The following is an 18010-nucleotide window of genomic DNA, read 5'->3' on the forward strand; positions in this document are numbered from 1 at the left end:
AGCCTATCACTGCCATTTTATGCCGGAATGAGCGTTAACGAGACCCTCGTCGTTTGAGGTAAATGACCGGAGCGATGCGGCGCACCGCCCCGGACATGATGGCCTGGTCAGGCGCTCAGAGCCTGGTCGAGGTCGGCGATCAGATCTTCCTTGTCCTCGATGCCGATCGAGAGGCGCACCACCTCGGGCGCTGCACCCGACCTCGCCTTGGCGGCGTCGTCGAGCTGGCTGTGGGTGGTCGATGCCGGGTGGATCACCAGCGAGCGGGTGTCGCCGACATTGGCGAGATGCGAGAACAGCTTCAGGTTCGACACCAGATTGACGCCGGCGTCGTAGCCGCCCTTGAGGCTGAAGGTGAACACCGCACCCGCGCCCTTCGGGGCATACTTGCGCTGCAGTTGGTTGTACCTGTCGCCGGGCAGGCCGGCGTAGTTCACTGCAGAGACCGCCGGATGACCGGACAGGAATTCGGCCACCGCCTTGGCATTGTCGCAGTGCTTTTGCATGCGCAGCGGCAGCGTCTCGATGCCGGTCAGGATCATGAAGGCGTTGAACGGCGACAGCGCCGGCCCGAGGTCGCGCAGGCCGAGCACGCGGCAGGCGATCGCGAAGGCGAAATTGCCGAACGTCTCCTGGATCCGGATGCCGTGATATTCCGGGCGCGGCTCGCTCAGCATCGGATATTTGTTGTCCTTCGACCAGTCGAAGGTGCCGGCGTCGACGATGATGCCGCCGAGCGAATTGCCGTGGCCGCCCAGAAATTTCGTCGCCGAGTGCACCACGATGTCGGCGCCGTGATCGATCGGCTTGATCAAATAGGGCGAGGCCAGCGTGTTGTCGACGATCAGCGGCACGCCGGCATTGCGGGCAATCGTCGCGATTGCCTCGATGTCAGTGATGCTGCCAGCCGGGTTGGCGATCGACTCGATGAAGATCGCCTTGGTATGCGGCGTCACCGCGCGCTCGAAGCTTGCGACATCGTCGGGATCGGCCCAGGCCACGTTCCAGCCGAACGCCTTGAAGGCGTGATTGAACTGGTTGATCGAGCCGCCATAGAGCTTGCGCGCCGCGATCACCTCGTCACCGGGCTTCATGAGCTGCTGCAGCACCACGACCTGCGCGGCGTGGCCGGACGCCACCGCGAGCGCCGCGGTGCCGCCCTCGAGCGCGGCGACGCGCTCTTCCAGCACCGCGTTGGTCGGATTGCCGATACGGGTATAGATGTTGCCGAACGCCTGCAGGCCGAACAACGAGGCGGCGTGGTCGGCGTCGTTGAAGACGAATGACGTGGTCTGATAGATCGGCGTCGCCCGTGCGCCGGTGGTGGGATCGGGCTGTGCACCGGCATGCACGGCGAGGGTGGAAAATCCCGGAAGGCGATCGGTCATTCGTTCAATCCTGTTGTGGCCTGGTCGAAAATGCGCGGCATGCTGATGGCGACGGCGTCCGCCGTCAAGCCGCGTTGGCGCGCGCACCGCGTGTTTGAAGCGGGCATGCTTTGTGGTGCCGCGCGATCGAAACGATTATTCCGCGTCGACGTCAGGTCGTCTCGGTTTTGTTTTTTGCGGCGCGGTCGGATGCCGCAGTCTGGCCGCCGCCGAAGCTGGTGCGATTGAGCGACAGCCGCATGCCTTGCGTTGGAATCGGTGCGCGCTTGGAACTCAACGTGCGTGAGTTGACGCCCATCCAGGAGATCTCAGACGACAGCCGGCCATACTCGATCTTCGGGCAGCGGTTCATTACCACCTTGAGGCCGGCGGCCTCCGCCTTCTCGGCGGCCGCATCGTCGCGCGCGCCGAGCTGCATCCAGATCACCTTCGGCGGCGGCGACAACTTCAGCGCTTCCTCCACCACCGGCATGATGTGGCTCGAATTGCGGAAGATGTCGATCATGTCGATCGGCCGGCCGATATCCGCGAGCGAGGCCACGAACGGCTTGCCCATCAGCATCTTGCCGACATGGCCGGGATTGACCGGGATCATGTCGTAGCCGCGCTGCGCCAGGTATTTGAACGCGAAGTAGCTCGGCCGCACATTGACCGGCGAGGCGCCGACCATCGCGATCGATTTCACGCCGTTGAGGATGCTGCGGATGTAGTTGTCGTCGTAGGCGTCGTGGTTCATCTGCTTAAAGTTGTCCAATTACGTCATTGCGAGGAGCGAAGCGACGAAGCAATCCATCCTATTGTCGGTGGAGAAGAAATGGATTGCTTCGCTGCGCTCGCAATGACGGCGGGTTATCTGTCCTGCCATTTCGGCTCGCGCTTCTCGATGAAGGCGCCGATGCCTTCCTCGGCGTCGCGGGCCATCATGTTCTCGGTCATTACTTCGGCAGCGAAGCGATAGGCGTCGGCGAGGTTCATCTCGGCCTGCCGATAGAACGCCTCCTTGCCGAGCTTGACCGTGTGGGCCGATTTCAGCGCGACCTTCTGCGCCAGCGCGATCGCTGCGTCCCGCTCCGTGCCTGCGGGCACGACGCGGTTGATCAGACCGATCTCTTTCGCGGTCGCCGCGGAGACCGGCTCGCCGGTGAGCAGCATCTCCATCGCCTGCTTGCGCGGCACGTTGCGCGACAGCGCCACCATCGGCGTCGAGCAGAACAGGCCGATATCGACGCCCGGCGTCGCGAAGGTCGCGGCCTCGGACGCCACCGCAAGGTCGCAGCTTGCGACGAGCTGGCAACCGGCCGCGGTGGCGATGCCCTGGACCGCCGCAACCACAGGCTTGGGCAGGCGCACCACCGCCTGCATCATCGCGCTGCATGCGTTCATGAGCTCTGCGAAATAGGCCCGGCCGCGGTCGGCATCGCTGCGGCGCGCGGTGAGTTCCTTCAGGTCATGGCCGGCGGAGAAGGCCGGCCCGTTGGCGGCGATCACGACAGCGCGGACCGCCTTGTCGCCACCGATGTCATTCAGCGCAGCGTGCAATTCGGCGATCAGGCCCTCGGACAGGCTGTTGCGCGCCGCCGGGCGGTTGAGCGTCAGTACCGCGATACTGCCGATGGTCTCGCGCAGCAGGATCGGGGCTTGCGGTGCTTCGGCGCGGGCGGCTTGGGCGGACATTGTGAGATTCCATTATGGCGTCGATGACAATTTAATGTAACAGGCGGGCTGACGCGAGGGCGGGGGCGGCATGGCAATTGCGAAAATGGGCGTGGCTGAGGTGGAGGAGTTCCTTCGCAAGGAATTCCCGCAGGCGTTCGCCTTCGACGACGTCAGGATCGAGAGCGCTGACGGTGAAACGGCCCTGCTGCGGCAGCGCTTTAGCGAACGCATGCTGCGGCCGGGCGGCACGGTCTCCGGGCCGACCCTGATGGGGCTCGCCGATTTCGCGATGTATGTGGTGCTGCTGTCGGCGATCGGGCCGGTGGGGCTTGCCGTGACCACCAATCTCAACATCAACTTCCTGCGCAAGGGCCAGCCGGGCCAGGACGTGCTCGCGGTGGCCAAGCTGCTCAAGCTCGGCAAGCGCCTTGCGGTCGGCGAGGTCAACCTGCTGTCCGGCAGCTCGCCGGACCCGATTGCCCACGTGACGGCGACCTATTCCATTCCAAACAAATGAGCTTTTCTCTGGTGTCATAATACCATATTTATAAACCGTTGATACGATTGATGTAATTCGCTTGCATGGACGTTGACGTGCGCGCGCAGCTTCTCTAGAAAGCCGTCCAGTTCGGCGTAGATGGCGCCGATTTCTTTTTTCACGGATTCCACACATGAGCACGTTCTCGGCCAAGCCCGCCGAAGTGACGAAGAAGTGGGTGCTGATCGACGCCAAGGGTCTGGTCGTCGGCCGTCTCGCTACCCTCGTCGCCATGCGTCTGCGCGGCAAACACCTGCCCACCTACACCCCGCATGTCGATTGCGGCGACAACGTCATCATCATCAATGCCGCGCACGTAGTGCTGACCGGCCGCAAGCGCGACCAGAAGACCTACTACAAGCACACCGGCTATATCGGCGGCATCAAGGAGCGCACCGCGAAGCAGATCCTCGAGGGTCGCTTCCCCGAGCGCGTCGTCGAGAAGGCGATCGAGCGCATGATTCCGCGCGGTCCGCTCGGCCGCATGCAGATGGGCAATCTGCGCGTCTATGCCGGTGCCGATCATCCGCATGAGGCCCAGAATCCCGAGAAGGTCGATATCGCTTCCCTGAATCGCAAGAACACGAGGGCCGCATAAATGTCCGACACGTTGCAGTCCCTCGACCAGCTCGCGCAGGTCAAGCCGGCGGCTCCCGAGGCGCCGAAGTATGTCAAGAAGGTCGACAAGTACGGCCGCGCCTATGCCACCGGCAAGCGCAAGGACGCAGTCGCCCGCGTCTGGGTCAAGCCCGGCTCGGGCAAGATCTCGGTCAACACCCGCGAGTTCGAGGTCTACTTCGCTCGCCCGGTGCTGCGCATGATGATCCAGCAGCCGCTGGTTGCCGCCGCGCGCAACGGCCAGTACGACGTGATCTGCACCGTCACCGGCGGCGGTCTCTCCGGCCAGGCCGGTGCCGTCAGACACGGCATCTCGAAGGCGCTGACCAACTTCGAACCCGAATTGCGCGGCGTGCTCAAGAAGGGCGGCTTCCTGACCCGTGACTCCCGCTCGGTCGAGCGCAAGAAGTACGGCAAGGCCAAGGCCCGCAAGTCGTTCCAGTTCTCGAAGCGCTAATTCGAGTCCTAAAATTTGCGGCAATCGCCGCGAGCATCGAGTTGAAGAGGGCGCCGGAAGGCGCCCTTTTTGCTGCCTGCTTAGAGGTGAATTAACGCAGATTTTCGCGAAAACTTGCGTAGGCGTGCAAACGAATTTCGAACGCGGGCGCTCTAGCCTGTGAGCTCGCAGTGGCGCGGCATCACCATTTTTGCGCCTGCGAACGTTGCATCACACCGGGCTGGGGTGAGTTTATGTCGTTCGATCCGTCGACACTTTATTTGTTCGCCACCATGGTCGCGGGCATGCTCGGCGCCATGCTGATGTTCTTCGGCAGGCAGGAAAACATCCCTGCATTGAAGTGGTGGGGGACGGCCTATCTCCTCGGCGCCGTGTCGGTCGCGCTGTGGACCATCGGCGGCTCGTTCCTCGGCGAGCCTGTTCTGCTAGCGCTGAACGCGGCCGGCTTCATCGCCTGCGGCATGGTCTGGAACGCCTCGCGCGTTTTCCACGGACGCAAGCCCAATCTGCCGGGCCTCGTGCTCGGCGCGATCGCCTGGATCGGCGCCGTGACGACGGTGGACGATTCCGCGATGCGGGTGACGATCGGCGCGACGATCGTCGCGATCTACGCCGCGTTGACTGCCTCCGAACTGTGGAGCGAGCGGCGCCGCGCGATGCAGAAGCGTTGGCTCGCGATCGTCGTGCCGGTCCTGCACGGCTGCGTCCTGATGCTGCCGATTTTGATCGGGGACCTGTTGGGGCCGCACGGCCAGATCTTCGCCAACAGTTTCTGGGTCACTCTGTTCGCAATCGAGCTCGTGCTGTACGCGATCGGAACGGTGTTCGTGATCTTCATGATGGTGTCGGATCGCGCGGTGGCCGTGCACAAGACCGCCGCATCGATCGATCCCTTGAGCGGCATGCTCAATCGCCGCGGCTTCACCGAGGCCTGCGCGCGCGTGATCGAGCGCGAGGCCAATGCCGGCCGTCCGGTCACGGTGATGATCTTCGACATCGATCATTTCAAGTCGATCAACGACCGCTTCGGGCATCCTGCCGGCGACGAGATCCTGAAGCTGTTCGCCGCCGTCGTTGTCAACAGTCTCAGGATCAGCGATCTCTCGGGGCGGATCGGCGGCGAGGAATTCGCGGCGCTGTTGCCGTGTTCGCTGGAGGAAGGTGTGCTCGTCGCCGAGCGGGTGCGCGAGGCTTTCGAGTCGAGCGGCATCGTCTGCGAGGACGGGCCGGTCGACACCACGGTCAGCATCGGCGTGGCCGGTGGGCCCGCCGGCACCGAGCTTGAGGTGCTGCTGGCGTCGGCCGATACCGCGCTCTATCAGGCCAAGCGCGGCGGCCGCAATCGTGTCGAGGCGGCGGAGGAGTTGCCGCTCTCGCTGGAGAATTGGCGCCGCAAGACCGCGGGCCTGCCTGCGTCGGCGCGCCACAAGCCGGTGCCCGTTCAAGGCTGAATCGCGGTAACCATTGGTTAACCATTCGATCCCATGTTTCCGGGCATGGAATCGTTTCACGCCCGGAATCCGCAGGCTGCCCTGATGTCGCTCGAAGCTGCGGCGGCGTCGGCGCGTGGTGGCTTCGCCTGCATGTTCTCGAACTCGAATGAATATGAGAGCGCGCTGATCGCCGAACGGCGCGCGCAGGGCCGCTATGGCCAGCCGAAGAGTCGCTGGCCGGCCGCGATGCTGCTCGGTACCATGCTGATGGTCGTGGGCACGGTGCTGCTGTTCAAGTGAACACTGGCTGGAGCCGGCAAAGCTAGGCGCCTGACGAGGCGCCTTTTTCTTTTCCGGCGGCTGGGCTAGAGACGGAGCTTCGGATTTTTGTTTTGACGCGCTTTCTTTACGCGAACCGGCATCCACGTCGGTCGAAAGCGCCACGGCAGAGGCCAAAGCCCAATGATCACGGAAATCGCACTCATCGACGTCAAGCCCGGCAGCGAGAAGGATTTTGAAGCTGCGGTCGCCAAGGCGCGTCCGCTGTTCCTGCGCGCCAAGGGCGGCAAGGGCTTGAACTGCACAAATCGATCGAGAAGCCGTCCCGCTACCGGCTGATGGCAAAGTGGGAGACGCTGGAGAACCACACCGTCGATTTCCGCGGCTCGGAGGATTTCACCGCCTGGCGCGCGCTGGTCGGCCCGTACTTCGCGGCGCCTCCCGAGGTCGAGCACACCGAGACGGTGCTGACCACCTGAGGCGATCGATCCTGGTCTTGGCGCGTTTTGTTCGCGCGCACCGGCGTCCGCTTCGCGTGAAAGCCCTAGGCGGCGTGCGCAGGCGCTTTGTTCTCCGCCTTGAAGTGGTCGATCATCACCTTGGCGATCGCCATCAGCGGCAGTGCCAGCGCCAGCCCCCAGACGCCGAACACGACACCGAGCAGGATCTGGAACGCGAACAGTGTCGCCGGCGGGATATCGAGCGCCTGGCGCTGAATGATCGGCGTCAGCACGTAGCTTTCCAGCGCGTGCACGCCGAGGAACAGGATGAAGGCGGACAGCGCCGCGATCCACCCGGTGGCGAGACTGGCCAGCACCACGATCAATCCGCCGAGGATCGCGCCGACGGTCGGGATGAAGGCGAGCAGGCCGGCCTGAATGCCGAGGATGAACGAACTCGGGATGCCGATGATCGCCAGTCCGATCCAGGTGACGAGGAACACCGCGGTCATCGTGATGATCTGCGCGATCAGCCAGCGCTCGAGCGTATCGCCGATGTGGTCGACGATGATGGTCGCCTGCGTGCGGTACTTGGCCGGCGCGATGAACAGCAGCCCGGCGCGGTAGATGCTCGGCTGGGCGGCGAAGGCCAGGCCCAGGAACAGCACGATGAAGAAGTTGCCGACGACGCTGACGGTGCCGAGCAGGACCTTCAGCGTCTGGCTGATGATGGCTCCGCCGCTCGAGGCCAGCGCACCGGCGCCCGGCAGACCGTGCGGCGAGGGTGTCGCGGGCGCCGTGGTTGTGGTCGTCGCGGGCGCGCCCTCCGGTTTCGCTTCGGCCGCCGCGGTGAAATCGAGATAGCTGGTATCGACGCCGTGCTGCTCGAGGAACTGCTTCACGCTGCCGAGCTGTGACTTGATGGTGTTGCTCAACACCGTCGCCTGCTGCGCGATCGTGGTACCGCCGAGGAACACGATGCCGGACAGCAGGCCCGCCAACGCAAGACAGACGAGCATGAGCCGCACCGCGTGGGGGAGCCTGGTCAGGCGGCCGAGCAGGGTGGTCATCGCGTTCAGCCCGACGCCGAGCAGCATGCCCGCGAACAGCAGGAACAGGGTCGCGGCGAAATGCCAGGCGAACGTCAGCAGGGCCGCGAACAGCACTGCGCCGATGCCGCCGACGGCAATCGCCCACGCCATGTCGTTGCGGGCCTGCTGGCGATTGTCAGCCGAATCTGTCACGGGTGATTCCCCCTCGCTCCGGTATTCCGACGCAGTCTTTGGCGAAATCGCCTCCGGGATCAAGCCAGCCGGGCTGGGCCGGTTTGACGCTGACCGGCCGCGACCGGCTCCGGGGCGGGCGGGCTCGCCCCCCGGAGCGCCTGGGCCGATCGCAGGTCCCGGGCGCTGGCTCGGGATCCGGCTTTGTGCAGGGCTGCAACCGTCATGTGCAGTTATAGACGGTTGATCCGGCCAGAACTCGAAGGCATGATCATCTCGGAATCGTAGCAAACTTAGAATAATCATTGCGCGAGACGTAGATAATGAGACGGCCCGTGGTTGGCGTGATCGGAAACGCCCATCGCATTGAAAATCGTTTCACAGTCCAGATGGTTGGAGAGCGCAATCTTCGCGCGGTTGCCGAAGTGTCCGGTGCGGTGCCCCTGATGTTCGCGGGAACCCCAGAAATCACCGATGTTGCCGCATTGCTCGACGTGGTCGACGGCGTGGTTCTGACCGGAGCACGTGCCAACGTCCATCCGACCCGCTTCAATACCGAGCCTTGCGCGGCCCACGAACCTTACGACATCCATCGTGACGACGTTGCGCTGGCGCTGTCCGAGGCCTGCGTCGCGCGCGGCGTGCCGATCTTCGGCATCTGCCGCGGCCTGCAGGAGATGAACGTCGCCTTCGGCGGCTCACTGCATCCGGAGATACGCGAGATACCCGGCCGCATGAACCATCGCATGCCGCGGCTGGAGAACGGCGAGATCCATCCCGATCCCACGGTCGTGTTCGCCGATCGTCACGACGTCACGCTGACCCCGGGCGGCGCGTTCGCACGGATCCTCGGCTGCGAGACCATCCGCGTCAATTCGCTGCACGGGCAGGGCATCCTCGAACCCGGAAAGCGCGTCGTGATCGAGGGCATTGCCGAGGACGGCACCATCGAGGCGATCCGCATCGCCGATGCGCCCGGATTCGCGCTCGGCGTGCAGTGGCACGCCGAATACGATCCGCAGCGCAATCCGATCAACCGCGCGCTGTTTGAGGCTTTCGGCGACGCTCTGCGCGAGCGGCGGGCGGCGTAGCGATACATCTGGCTGCTTCCGGAACGACACTGAATTTGCGGCGTGCGGCGGGTCGGATCGCTAAGGGTCATCACCCGGGCCGGGCATGCGGGTGATCCAGTATTCCAGAGACGCTGGTATTTAAGCCGAGAGGCTGCGGTGTACTGGATGCCCGCCTGCGCGGGCATGACCATCGAGTGGATGAGAGTCCGCGTTCTCGCGACATGAGGTGTCCGAGTTTTGCATTTCGTTTCGCCCTCGCATCGCGCCGTCGGGCAACTCAGTGGCATGGGCGCGGCAAGATGAAGCCCCCGGACCTGCGTGCATCGGGAGACGTCGGGAATGAAACGCGGCGCGGACCGATCATGGTGAGACGCAAAGCCACCAACGGCCGAGAGGACAAGCCTCGGCTTGTTGCATCCCGTCAGGAGAGGCCCGATGACCACCATCAAATGCTTGCTGGCCGGATCGGTTGCGATCGGCTTGCTCGCGATGCCAGCCGCTGCTCACGAGAACGGCAGCACCAAGCGATATGCCGTGAGAGGCAAGTCCTCTCTGCCCGGCAGTGATTGGACTTACGACCATGCCCGCCTCCGGGCCCCGCATGTCATTTTCTCCGCGCCGCCCCGCGATGTCTGCGATCACGGCGACAATGCGATGATTTGCTAGGTTGGCGTGGAAAACAACCTGTGATTGCTGCATTGAACAACGGTCTGTCCCGGCTTAGACTTCGTGCCGCTGCGACGTGCCGATCGATCTTTGGACTGCGTCTTCCGTAATTTTACGGATGTAGAAGAGGCGGAGGTCCGGCCGAACCGGCTAGGCAGCACGACGGAAGTCACCGGATACTGCCCGGCGCTGACGGTCCCTTGCCGATATACTGCCTTGCTTTCCTGCTCCGGTGCTGCGGATCACGATGAGTTGGTTGGGATGAATTTATCGGGCCGCCTGGCGCTCGGGACGATGCTCCCCGTCGTCGTGACCCTGCTCGCCGTGGCGTTCATCCATGGCGTCGCGTCGCCTGGCCTGTTGCTGGCGGCAGGTGCGGTCGGCGCAGTGCTGGCGCTTGTGATGGCCGCAATGATCGGGCGGTCGCTGTCGGCGCCGCTGGCCGAGGTGGCGTGGGCGGTCGAGCGACTGTCTCGCGGCGAGACGATGCCTTCGAGCGGCAACCAGGAAACGGGCAAGGGCGCGCTCGCCGAGCTGTCCGCGAGATTGGGTACCCGACAGAGCTTGCTGGAGAAGACCGTCGAGAGCATTCGCGACCCGGTCGTGGTTGTCGACCATTGCGGGGCGATCGTGATCATCAACGCTGCTGCGCGGCGATTGCTCGGCGTCGAGCCAGGTTTCAACATCCTGGCGGGAGCACGGGCCTTCCGGTGCCAATACGCCGGCGGTGAGACCGCGATGCCGATTTCGGAGTTGCCTCTAGCGCGTGCGCTGCGCGGCGAACAGGTTGACGATCTCGAGCTGATCGTGAAGCTCCGGCCGGACGAGCAAGGTGTTCGCCTGCTGGCCAATGCCCGGCCATTGCGCGATGACGCCGGCAAGCTTCGTGGCGCCGTCACGGTGCTACACGACATTACCGCGCGACGACGGGCGCACGAGGCGCTGGTCGCGAGCGAGCAAATGGCGCAGGCCATCGTCAAAACCGCGCTCGATGCATTCGTGCAGACCGACCAGGACGGAATCATCCTCGACTGGAGCTCGCAGGCGGAAGCGCTGACCGGATGGACGCGATCGGATGCGGTCGGTCGCAAGGTGGTCGAGCTGGTGTTTCCGGAACAGCTACGGGACGCGCATCGGCAGCGGATCGCCCGCTTTCTGCAGGAGATCGCAGCCGGCGGCATGGGCATGCGCTATGAGTCCGAGGCGCTGCACCGCGACGGCCATCGGTTCTTCGTCGAAGTGTCGCTGAGCGCGCTGCGCCGCGGCGATGGCTACGTCATCAACGCCTTCGTGCGTGACGTGACGCAGCGGCGCGCGGCGCAGGAACAGTTGATTCAGGCACAGAAGATGGAGGCGGTCGGGCAGTTGACCGGAGGCATCGCCCACGACTTCAACAACATGCTGACGGTGATCACCGGCACGATCGAGATCCTCTCCGATGGCGTCAAGGACACGCCGCACCTGGCCTCGATCGCCAAGCTGATCAGCGACGCCGCCGATCGCGGCGCGCAGTTGACGGCGAGCCTGCTGGCGTTCGCCCGCAAGCAGCCGCTGCAACCTGCCGAAACCGACGTCAACGCTCTCATTGGTGATGTGGTGCGGCTGCTGTCGCAGACGCTGGGCTCGCGGATCGAGATCAGGGCGGAGCTTGCCCGCGACGCCTGGCTCGCCTTCGTCGACCGCAGCCAGCTCAGTGCCGCGCTGGTCAATCTCGCGATCAACGCGCGCGATGCCATGCCGGACGGCGGAACGCTGATCTTCGCCACCCGCAACATCCAGCTCGGCATTCCCGATGCAGTGGCGCGTGGCGTCGAGCGGGCCGGCGATCACCTTGTGATCGAGGTGACGGATACCGGCATGGGGATTTCGCCGACGCATCTGGAGAAGATCTTCGACCCGTTCTTTTCAACCAAGCAGGTGGGGCAGGGCAGCGGGCTCGGGCTCAGCATGGTGTTCGGCTTCGTCAAGCAGACGGGCGGCGGCATCGAGGCGCTGAGCGCGGAGGGACAGGGCGCGACCTTCAGGATCTACCTGCCCAAGGCCGAGGGCACCGCGCTCGTTCCGGTGGAAGAGACCGACCAGCCGCTCCGCGGCGGCGACGAAACCGTTCTGTGCGTCGAGGACGACGACAAGATCCGGGAATACGTCACCGGCCAGCTCGAGGGTCTGGGCTACAAGGTCCTCGTCGCGGCCAATGCCGACGCTGCGCTTGAGATCGCCAATCGCGGCGCGGCGTTCGATCTCCTGTTCACCGACATTGTGATGCCCGGCCGCATGAACGGGCGGCAATTGGCTGACACGTTGATGGCCGGGCGCCCGGCGCTGCGGGTGCTGTTCACCTCGGGCTACAGCGATGGCGCGCTGCCGGCGCCGGGGCGCCCGGGACATGGCCTTCCGCTGCTGACCAAGCCCTACCGGCGCGCTGAGCTGGCGCGGATGCTGCGGCGCTGCCTTGATCTTCAGGTCGACTTTCAGGGGGACCCGGTTCCGCAGCCTTACTCCGTGCAGCCCGATCTGGAGCGCTTCCTGCGCGAGAACCCGCCGGGCAAGACCTAAAGGATGGACTCGTTAACGCGCAGCCGTAGCGTGATTGAAGCAAATTCGGACCGGAGAGCAGCACAGTGCAAGCAAGCGGCAAGGTTGCGATCTTCGATGGCCACAATGACGCGGTTCAGCATCTCGCTGAGTACCGGGACGGTGGGCGGGATTTTCTGGCGCGCTCTGATAAGGGCCACCTCGATCTGCCGCGTGCGCAAGAGGGCGGCATGGTCGGCGGACTGTTCGCGCTGTTCGCTAGGGCTGAACGTCCGAGGGAAGGCGATTTCACGCGAACCGCCGACGGATACGAGGTGCGTCTTGCGGATCCGCTCGATCCAGCCTACGCGCGCCGCACCATAGACGCGCAGTTGAGCGCGCTGGAGACCATGGTGGCCCGCGCTGCCGGACAAATCCGCTGGGCCACAACTGTCGACGAGATCGGGGCGGCGCGGCGAGACGCGGCGTTCGCGATCGTGCTGCACCTGGAAGGCGCGGAAGCGATCGACGCTGACTTGGACGGGCTGGCAACGCTTTATGCGCGCGGCTTGCGTTCGCTCGGCCCGGTCTGGAGCCGTCCCAACATCTTCGGCCACGGGGTGCCGTTCGCCTATCCGCGTTCCCCGGACACCGGTCCCGGCTTGACCGACGCGGGGAAAGCGTTGGTGAAGGCCTGCAATCAGCTCGGCATCATGCTCGACGTCGCTCACCTCAATGAGCGCGGCTTCTGGGACGTCGCGGCGCTCAGCACCGCGCCGATCGTGGCAACGCATGCCTGCGCGCATGCGATATGCCGCGCGACCCGCAACCTGACCGACCGGCAGCTTGATGCCATCAGGGCATCAGGCGGCGTCGTGGGATTCAATTTCAGCGTGTCCGAAGTGCGCCCGGACGGGCACAGTGACCCGAACGTCCCGATCGAGACGGTGGTCGACCATTTTAGTTACCTGGTCGAGCGGATGGGTGACGAGCACGTGGCGCTGGGGTCCGACTTCGATGGCGCGGTCATGCCTCTTCCACTCAGGGATGCAAGTCATCTCCCGAACTTGATCCAGGGGCTGCGCGCGCACGGCTTCGATGACGCCACGCTGCACAAGGTCGCTCTTGGCAATTGGATGCGGATGTTCCGTCAAAGCTGGCGATGAATTTCGCCTTCAGCGCGCGTAGGGGTGACGGAGAAGGCGGGGCATGTGCCGCTCGAAAAGCTGAAGCTGTTGAAGGCTGATCCGGCTGAGGTGCAGGCGCAGAGCGAGCAGATCAAGGCGCGCTACACGAAGCTGTTCCGGGTGTAATTCAACCCGTAGGATGGGTAGAGCGCAGCGAAACCCATCGTTCTCGCAAGGTGTGAAATGATGGGTATCGCTTCGCTCCACCCATCCTACGAATCTGCGCTCCTCGCAATAACGGAAGCGGAAACATCCCGCACAAAACAAAAGGCGCTTCCGACGGAAGCGCCTTTTGCATCTTTGAAGCCGCGATGGCTTACAATGAGTAGTACATCTCGAACTCGACCGGGTGCGGGGTCATCTCGAAGCGGGCGACCTCGGTCATCTTCAGCTCGATAAAGGCGTCGATGAAATCGTCGTCGAACACGCCGCCGTGCTTGAGGAACGCGCGGTCCTTGTCGAGGTTCTCCAGCGCCTCGCGCAAGCTGCCGCAGACGGTCGGGATCTGCTTCAGCTCCTCCTTCGGCAGGTCGTAGAGGTCCTTGTCCATCGCCGGACCGGGATCGATCTTGTTCTTGATGCCGTCGAGGCCGGCCATCAGCATCGCGGCGAAGCCGAGATAGGGGTTGGCCATCGGATCGGGGAAGCGCACCTCGACGCGCTTGGCCTTCGGGTTTGCCGTGTAGGGGATGCGGCAGGACGCCGAACGGTTGCGCGCGGAATAGGCAAGCAGCACCGGCGCTTCATAGCCCGGGACCAGGCGCTTGTAGGAGTTGGTCGACGGGTTGGTGAAGGCGTTGATCGCCTTGGCGTGCTTGATGATGCCGCCGATGTAGTGCAGGCAGGTCTCAGACAGGTCGGCATACTTGTTGCCGGCAAAGGTCGGCTTGCCGTCCTTCCAGATCGACTGGTGGACGTGCATGCCCGAGCCGTTGTCGCCATAGACCGGCTTCGGCATGAAGGTGGCGGTCTTGCCGTAGATGTGCGCGACCTGATGGATGCAGTACTTGTAGATCTGCATCTGGTCGGCCATCAGCGTCAGCGTGTCGAACTTCATGCCGAGCTCGTGCTGGGCCGATGCCACCTCGTGGTGATGCTTCTCGACCTTGACGCCCATCTTGGCCATGGCCCCTAACATCTCCGAGCGCATGTCCTGCACCGAGTCCTGCGGCGGCACCGGGAAGTAGCCGGCCTTGGTGCGGATGCGGTGGCCGAGGTTGCCGCCCTCATATTCGGTGGCCGAGTTGATCGGCAGCTCGGAGGAGTCCAGCTTGAAGCCGGTGTTGTAGGGGTCGGCCGCATAGCGCACGTCGTCGAACACGAAGAACTCGGCCTCGGGGCCGACGAACACGGTGTCGCCCACGCCCATCGACTTCACCATCGCCTCCGCCTTCTTGGCGATGCCGCGGGGGTCGCGGTTGTAGGGCTCGCCGGTGGTCGGCTCGAGCACGTCGCAGACGATGACCATGGTGGTCTCGGCGAAGAACGGGTCGATCGTCGCGGTGACCGGGTCCGGCATCAGGCACATGTCGGATTCGTTGATCGCCTTCCAGCCGGCGATCGAGGAGCCGTCGAACATCTGACCTTCGGCAAAGGTGTCCTCTTCGATCATGCTGACGTCGAAGGTCACGTGCTGCCATTTGCCACGCGGATCGGTGAAGCGCAGGTCGACGTATTTCACGTCGTTGTCCTTGATCATCTTCAGGACGTCTTTGGCGGTCTTCATGAATACCCCTTATGGATGTGCGGGTCGGTTCCAGCGATCGGCGACATTATTCCCGCTTGTGGCGAGATGGTGTGACCACTCAAACGAAATCAGGCTGCCGAAGCAGCCTTTTTTCTCTTTTGGGGTCGCAAAATCCGGATAGCATCGGGCTCAAATAGCGTCCAGCCCGGATTCGCCGGTCCGGATGCGGATGGCTTCCTCGATGTTGGAGACGAAGATCTTGCCGTCGCCGATGCGCCCGGTCTGGGCTGCGCGGCGGATCGCGTCGATCGCCTTCTCGACCAGGTCGTCGCCGATCACGATCTCGATCTTCACCTTGGGCAGGAAGTCGACGATGTATTCCGCGCCGCGATAGAGCTCGGCGTGACCCTTCTGCCGCCCGAAACCCTTGGCCTCGGTGACGGTGATGCCTTGCAGTCCGACCTCCTGGAGCGCTTCCTTCACCTCGTCGAGCTTGAAAGGCTTGATGATGGCTTCAATCTTTTTCACTGAGCGCCTCCCGGGCATTGCAGATTGCAGGGTCGTCGTCGATGCGCATGGGGCGCAGTCCGGTGAATATTAAGGCTTCCGGCGCCGGGCCGGAAACACGCACAATGGCCGCACAACGTGCCATTGCGAGCGGCTTCCTCAAAAGCAGGGTCTATGCCAATTTGTCAGGGCCCCCGATTTCGGAACGTTATCAGCCTTTTAACAGGCAATCGGATGATATCGAACCACAATGGGCATGATATCCAAGCCTATCGAATAGGCAAAGTGACCAATATGTGTGCAATCGACCGGTCAAAACCCTGCGAACGTCATGGGAATTGCCTCTCGAAAAGGCGAAGAGATTGAGGATTCGGCATGGACGTTCTGACCACTTCCGAGATGGAGCGTGCCGACCGGCTGACCATCGCGGCCGGCACGCCCGGCTTCGCCTTGATGATGAGCGCGGGCCAGGCGGTCGCCGAGGCGGCGATGGACCTGGTCGAGGAGGGGCCGATCATCGTGGTCGCCGGCCGCGGCAACAACGGCGGTGACGGATTTGTCGCCGCCGCCGAGCTCGCGGCGCGCGGCCGCGAGGTCTCGGTCATCTTGCTGTGCGAGCGCGACAGCCTGCAGGGCGATGCCGCGCTGGCGGCGAAGGGCTGGAAGTATCCGGTGCTGCCGTTCAACCCGCAGGCTCTGGGCATCGGCAAGCCGGCACTGATCATCGATGCGCTGTTCGGCGCCGGGCTCAACCGGCCGGTCAAGGGCGATCCGCTGGAGATGATCGCGGCGATCAACGCCAACGGCGCGCCGGTGCTGGCCGTCGACCTGCCGAGCGGCATCAACGGCACGTCAGGCGCGGTGATGGGCGCCGCAGTGCAGGCCGTCGAGACCGTGACCTTCTTCCGCAAGAAGCCGGCTCATCTGCTGCTGCCGGGTCGGATGCATTGCGGCCGGGTGCGCGTCGCCGATATCGGCATCGATCCGCAAGTGCTGGACGAGATCAAGCCGCTGACCGCCGAGAACCTGCCGCAGGCCTGGCGCTGGTCGTTCCCGGTGCCGCGGATGGACGGCCACAAATACGCCCGCGGGCATGCGGTGGTGGTGTCGGGCGACATCGCCTCGACGGGCGCCGCCCGGCTCGCCGCGCGCGGAGCGTTGCGCGCCGGCGCGGGCCTCGTGACACTGGCTTCGCCGCGCGACGCGCTGGCGGTCAATGCCGCGGCGTTGACCGCGGTGATGGTGCGCGCGGTCGACAACCCGATCCAGTTCGCCGAACTGCTCGGCGACAAAAGGCTCAATGCCTGCGTGATCGGGCCCGGTGTCGGCATCAATGCGCGCACGCGCGATTTCGTCCACACCGCGCTGTCGGCGCAGCGGCATCTGGTGCTCGACGCCGACGCGCTGACGAGTTTTGCGAGCGCGCCGGACCGGCTGTTCGAGGCGATCAAGGCTTCCGACGGCCAGCAGGTGGTGCTGACCCCGCATGAGGGCGAATTCCCACGGCTGTTCAGCGAAATCTCCAACAAGTATCCCGGACGCTCCAAGCTCGAGCGCGTCCGCGCCGCGGCCGAGCGGTCCGGCGCCGTGGTGCTGCTGAAGGGGGCCGACACCGTGGTTGCATCGCCCGACGGCCGCGCCACCATCGCCGCCAATGCGCCGCCCTGGCTTGCGACTGCCGGCGCCGGCGACGTGCTATCCGGGATCATCGCGGGCTTCCTGGCGCAGGGCGTGCCGGCCTTCGAGGCCGCCGGCATCGGCGTGTGGATGCACGGCGAGGGCGCCGGCGAGGCCGGGCCCGGTCTGATCGCGGAGGATCTGACCGAGGTGCTGCCCGCGGTGTTCCGCCGGATCTACGACGAGTTCGGCATTGAATATTAGACGGCTCGCGCTCGCCGACATGGACGCGGCCGCCCGCGTGCACCGGGCGGCATTCGATCAGGCGATGCCATGGCTGACCGGCCTGCACACGCCGGACGAGGACCGCTTGTTCTATCGCGAACGTATGTTTGCCAGCTTCACGCTGTGGGGCACGTTTGATGGCGAGGCGATGAGTGGCGTGATCGCGTTCCATGACGACTGGATCGAGCAGCTCTATGTCCTGCCTGCCGCACAGGGCCGCGGGATTGGCAGCGCGCTGCTCGAGATCGCCAAGCAGGAGGCGCACCGGTTGCAGTTGTGGACGTTTCAACGCAATGCGCGAGCGCGCCGCTTCTACGAAGCGCGTGGCTTCGTGGTGGTCGAAGAGACCGACGGCAGCCGCAACGAAGAGAGGGAGCCCGATATCCGCTATCTGTGGACGCGGCAGCCGGCCGAATTGTCCGCATTGATCGGATGATCTGAA

At 64.4% G+C, this 18010-nt stretch carries 18 protein-coding genes and 1 pseudogene; 13 read left to right on the forward strand and 6 right to left on the reverse strand.

Annotation, left to right across the window (positions count from 1 at the left end; all coding sequences use genetic code 11):
* Positions 1-107: 107 nt before the first annotated feature.
* From P6U30_RS17395 to P6U30_RS17405, 3 genes are all read right to left on the reverse strand, one after another.
* Positions 108-1388: an O-acetylhomoserine aminocarboxypropyltransferase gene (locus tag P6U30_RS17395; protein WP_407152210.1), complete on the reverse strand. Its 1281-nt coding sequence runs from the start codon at positions 1386-1388 to the stop codon at positions 108-110.
* Between the two features lie 151 nt (positions 1389-1539).
* Positions 1540-2124, reverse strand: coding sequence for a CoA-binding protein (locus tag P6U30_RS17400; protein ID WP_407170126.1), 585 nt, complete (start codon positions 2122-2124; stop codon positions 1540-1542).
* 113 nt (positions 2125-2237) lie between these two features.
* On the reverse strand, positions 2238-3062 hold the full coding sequence (locus P6U30_RS17405; protein WP_407170127.1) for an enoyl-CoA hydratase: 825 nt from the start codon (positions 3060-3062) through the stop codon (positions 2238-2240).
* Between the two features lie 70 nt (positions 3063-3132).
* Here P6U30_RS17405 and P6U30_RS17410 point away from each other — a divergent pair, with 70 nt between their 5' ends.
* From P6U30_RS17410 to P6U30_RS17435, 6 genes and pseudogenes are all read left to right on the forward strand, one after another.
* A complete protein-coding gene (locus tag P6U30_RS17410; protein WP_407152213.1) occupies positions 3133-3561 on the forward strand; it encodes a PaaI family thioesterase in 429 nt (142 codons plus the stop codon).
* Positions 3562-3715: 154 nt separating this feature from the next.
* Entirely contained in the window at positions 3716-4180 is a 465-nt protein-coding gene (gene rplM / locus P6U30_RS17415; RefSeq protein ID WP_280978667.1) for a 50S ribosomal protein L13, read from the forward strand.
* Positions 4181-4657 carry a 30S ribosomal protein S9 gene (rpsI, locus tag P6U30_RS17420; RefSeq protein ID WP_280977721.1) on the forward strand — a complete coding sequence of 159 codons (477 nt, stop codon included), beginning with the start codon at positions 4181-4183 and terminating at the stop codon, positions 4655-4657.
* Between the two features lie 233 nt (positions 4658-4890).
* Positions 4891-6108 carry a diguanylate cyclase gene (locus P6U30_RS17425; protein WP_407170128.1) on the forward strand — a complete coding sequence of 406 codons (1218 nt, stop codon included), beginning with the start codon at positions 4891-4893 and terminating at the stop codon, positions 6106-6108.
* 45 nt (positions 6109-6153) lie between these two features.
* On the forward strand, positions 6154-6390 hold the full coding sequence (locus tag P6U30_RS17430) for a hypothetical protein (RefSeq protein ID WP_407170129.1): 237 nt from the start codon (positions 6154-6156) through the stop codon (positions 6388-6390).
* Between the two features lie 162 nt (positions 6391-6552).
* Positions 6553-6848: pseudogene (locus P6U30_RS17435) on the forward strand (antibiotic biosynthesis monooxygenase family protein).
* Between the two features lie 65 nt (positions 6849-6913).
* Here the strand turns inward: P6U30_RS17435 and P6U30_RS17440 are convergent.
* The gene (locus P6U30_RS17440; RefSeq protein ID WP_407170130.1) at positions 6914-8053 is read right to left on the reverse strand and encodes an AI-2E family transporter; all 1140 of its coding nucleotides are present in this window, start codon (positions 8051-8053) and stop codon (positions 6914-6916) included.
* A gap of 302 nt (positions 8054-8355) precedes the next feature.
* Here P6U30_RS17440 and P6U30_RS17445 point away from each other — a divergent pair, with 302 nt between their 5' ends.
* The 5 genes from P6U30_RS17445 (at position 8356) to P6U30_RS17465 (ending at position 13598) form a co-directional block, all read left to right on the forward strand.
* Positions 8356-9123, forward strand: a complete 768-nt coding sequence (locus P6U30_RS17445; protein WP_407170131.1) for a gamma-glutamyl-gamma-aminobutyrate hydrolase family protein — start codon at positions 8356-8358, stop codon at positions 9121-9123.
* A gap of 417 nt (positions 9124-9540) precedes the next feature.
* The gene (locus P6U30_RS17450; protein ID WP_407170132.1) at positions 9541-9771 is read left to right on the forward strand and encodes a hypothetical protein; all 231 of its coding nucleotides are present in this window, start codon (positions 9541-9543) and stop codon (positions 9769-9771) included.
* A 261-nt stretch (positions 9772-10032) separates the two neighbouring features.
* Positions 10033-12327 (forward strand): PAS domain S-box protein, encoded by a 2295-nt coding sequence (locus P6U30_RS17455; protein WP_407170133.1) that lies wholly within the window; start codon positions 10033-10035, stop codon positions 12325-12327.
* 65 nt (positions 12328-12392) lie between these two features.
* A complete protein-coding gene (locus P6U30_RS17460; protein WP_407170134.1) occupies positions 12393-13451 on the forward strand; it encodes a dipeptidase in 1059 nt (352 codons plus the stop codon).
* Positions 13452-13475: 24 nt separating this feature from the next.
* Entirely contained in the window at positions 13476-13598 is a 123-nt protein-coding gene (locus P6U30_RS17465) for a hypothetical protein (RefSeq protein ID WP_407170135.1), read from the forward strand.
* Between the two features lie 190 nt (positions 13599-13788).
* On the opposite strand, the gene glnA is transcribed toward P6U30_RS17465, so the two are convergent.
* Both glnA and P6U30_RS17475 read right to left on the reverse strand, forming a co-directional pair.
* Positions 13789-15198: a type I glutamate--ammonia ligase gene (gene glnA, locus P6U30_RS17470; protein WP_407170136.1), complete on the reverse strand. Its 1410-nt coding sequence runs from the start codon at positions 15196-15198 to the stop codon at positions 13789-13791.
* Positions 15199-15348: 150 nt separating this feature from the next.
* Positions 15349-15687, reverse strand: coding sequence for a P-II family nitrogen regulator (locus P6U30_RS17475; protein WP_011441447.1), 339 nt, complete (start codon positions 15685-15687; stop codon positions 15349-15351).
* Positions 15688-16041: 354 nt separating this feature from the next.
* Between P6U30_RS17475 and P6U30_RS17480 the strand changes: the two genes are divergently transcribed.
* Together P6U30_RS17480 and P6U30_RS17485 are read left to right on the forward strand one after the other, a co-directional pair.
* Complete coding sequence (locus P6U30_RS17480; protein WP_407170137.1) at positions 16042-17547, forward strand: NAD(P)H-hydrate dehydratase; 1506 nt, start codon at positions 16042-16044, stop codon at positions 17545-17547.
* Between the two features lie 19 nt (positions 17548-17566).
* On the forward strand, positions 17567-18004 hold the full coding sequence (locus P6U30_RS17485; protein WP_407170476.1) for a GNAT family N-acetyltransferase: 438 nt from the start codon (positions 17567-17569) through the stop codon (positions 18002-18004).
* Positions 18005-18010 lie beyond the last annotated feature (6 nt).

The organism is Bradyrhizobium sp. ORS 111 (assembly GCF_045571485.1).
Taxonomy (GTDB): Bacteria; Pseudomonadota; Alphaproteobacteria; order Rhizobiales; family Xanthobacteraceae; genus Bradyrhizobium.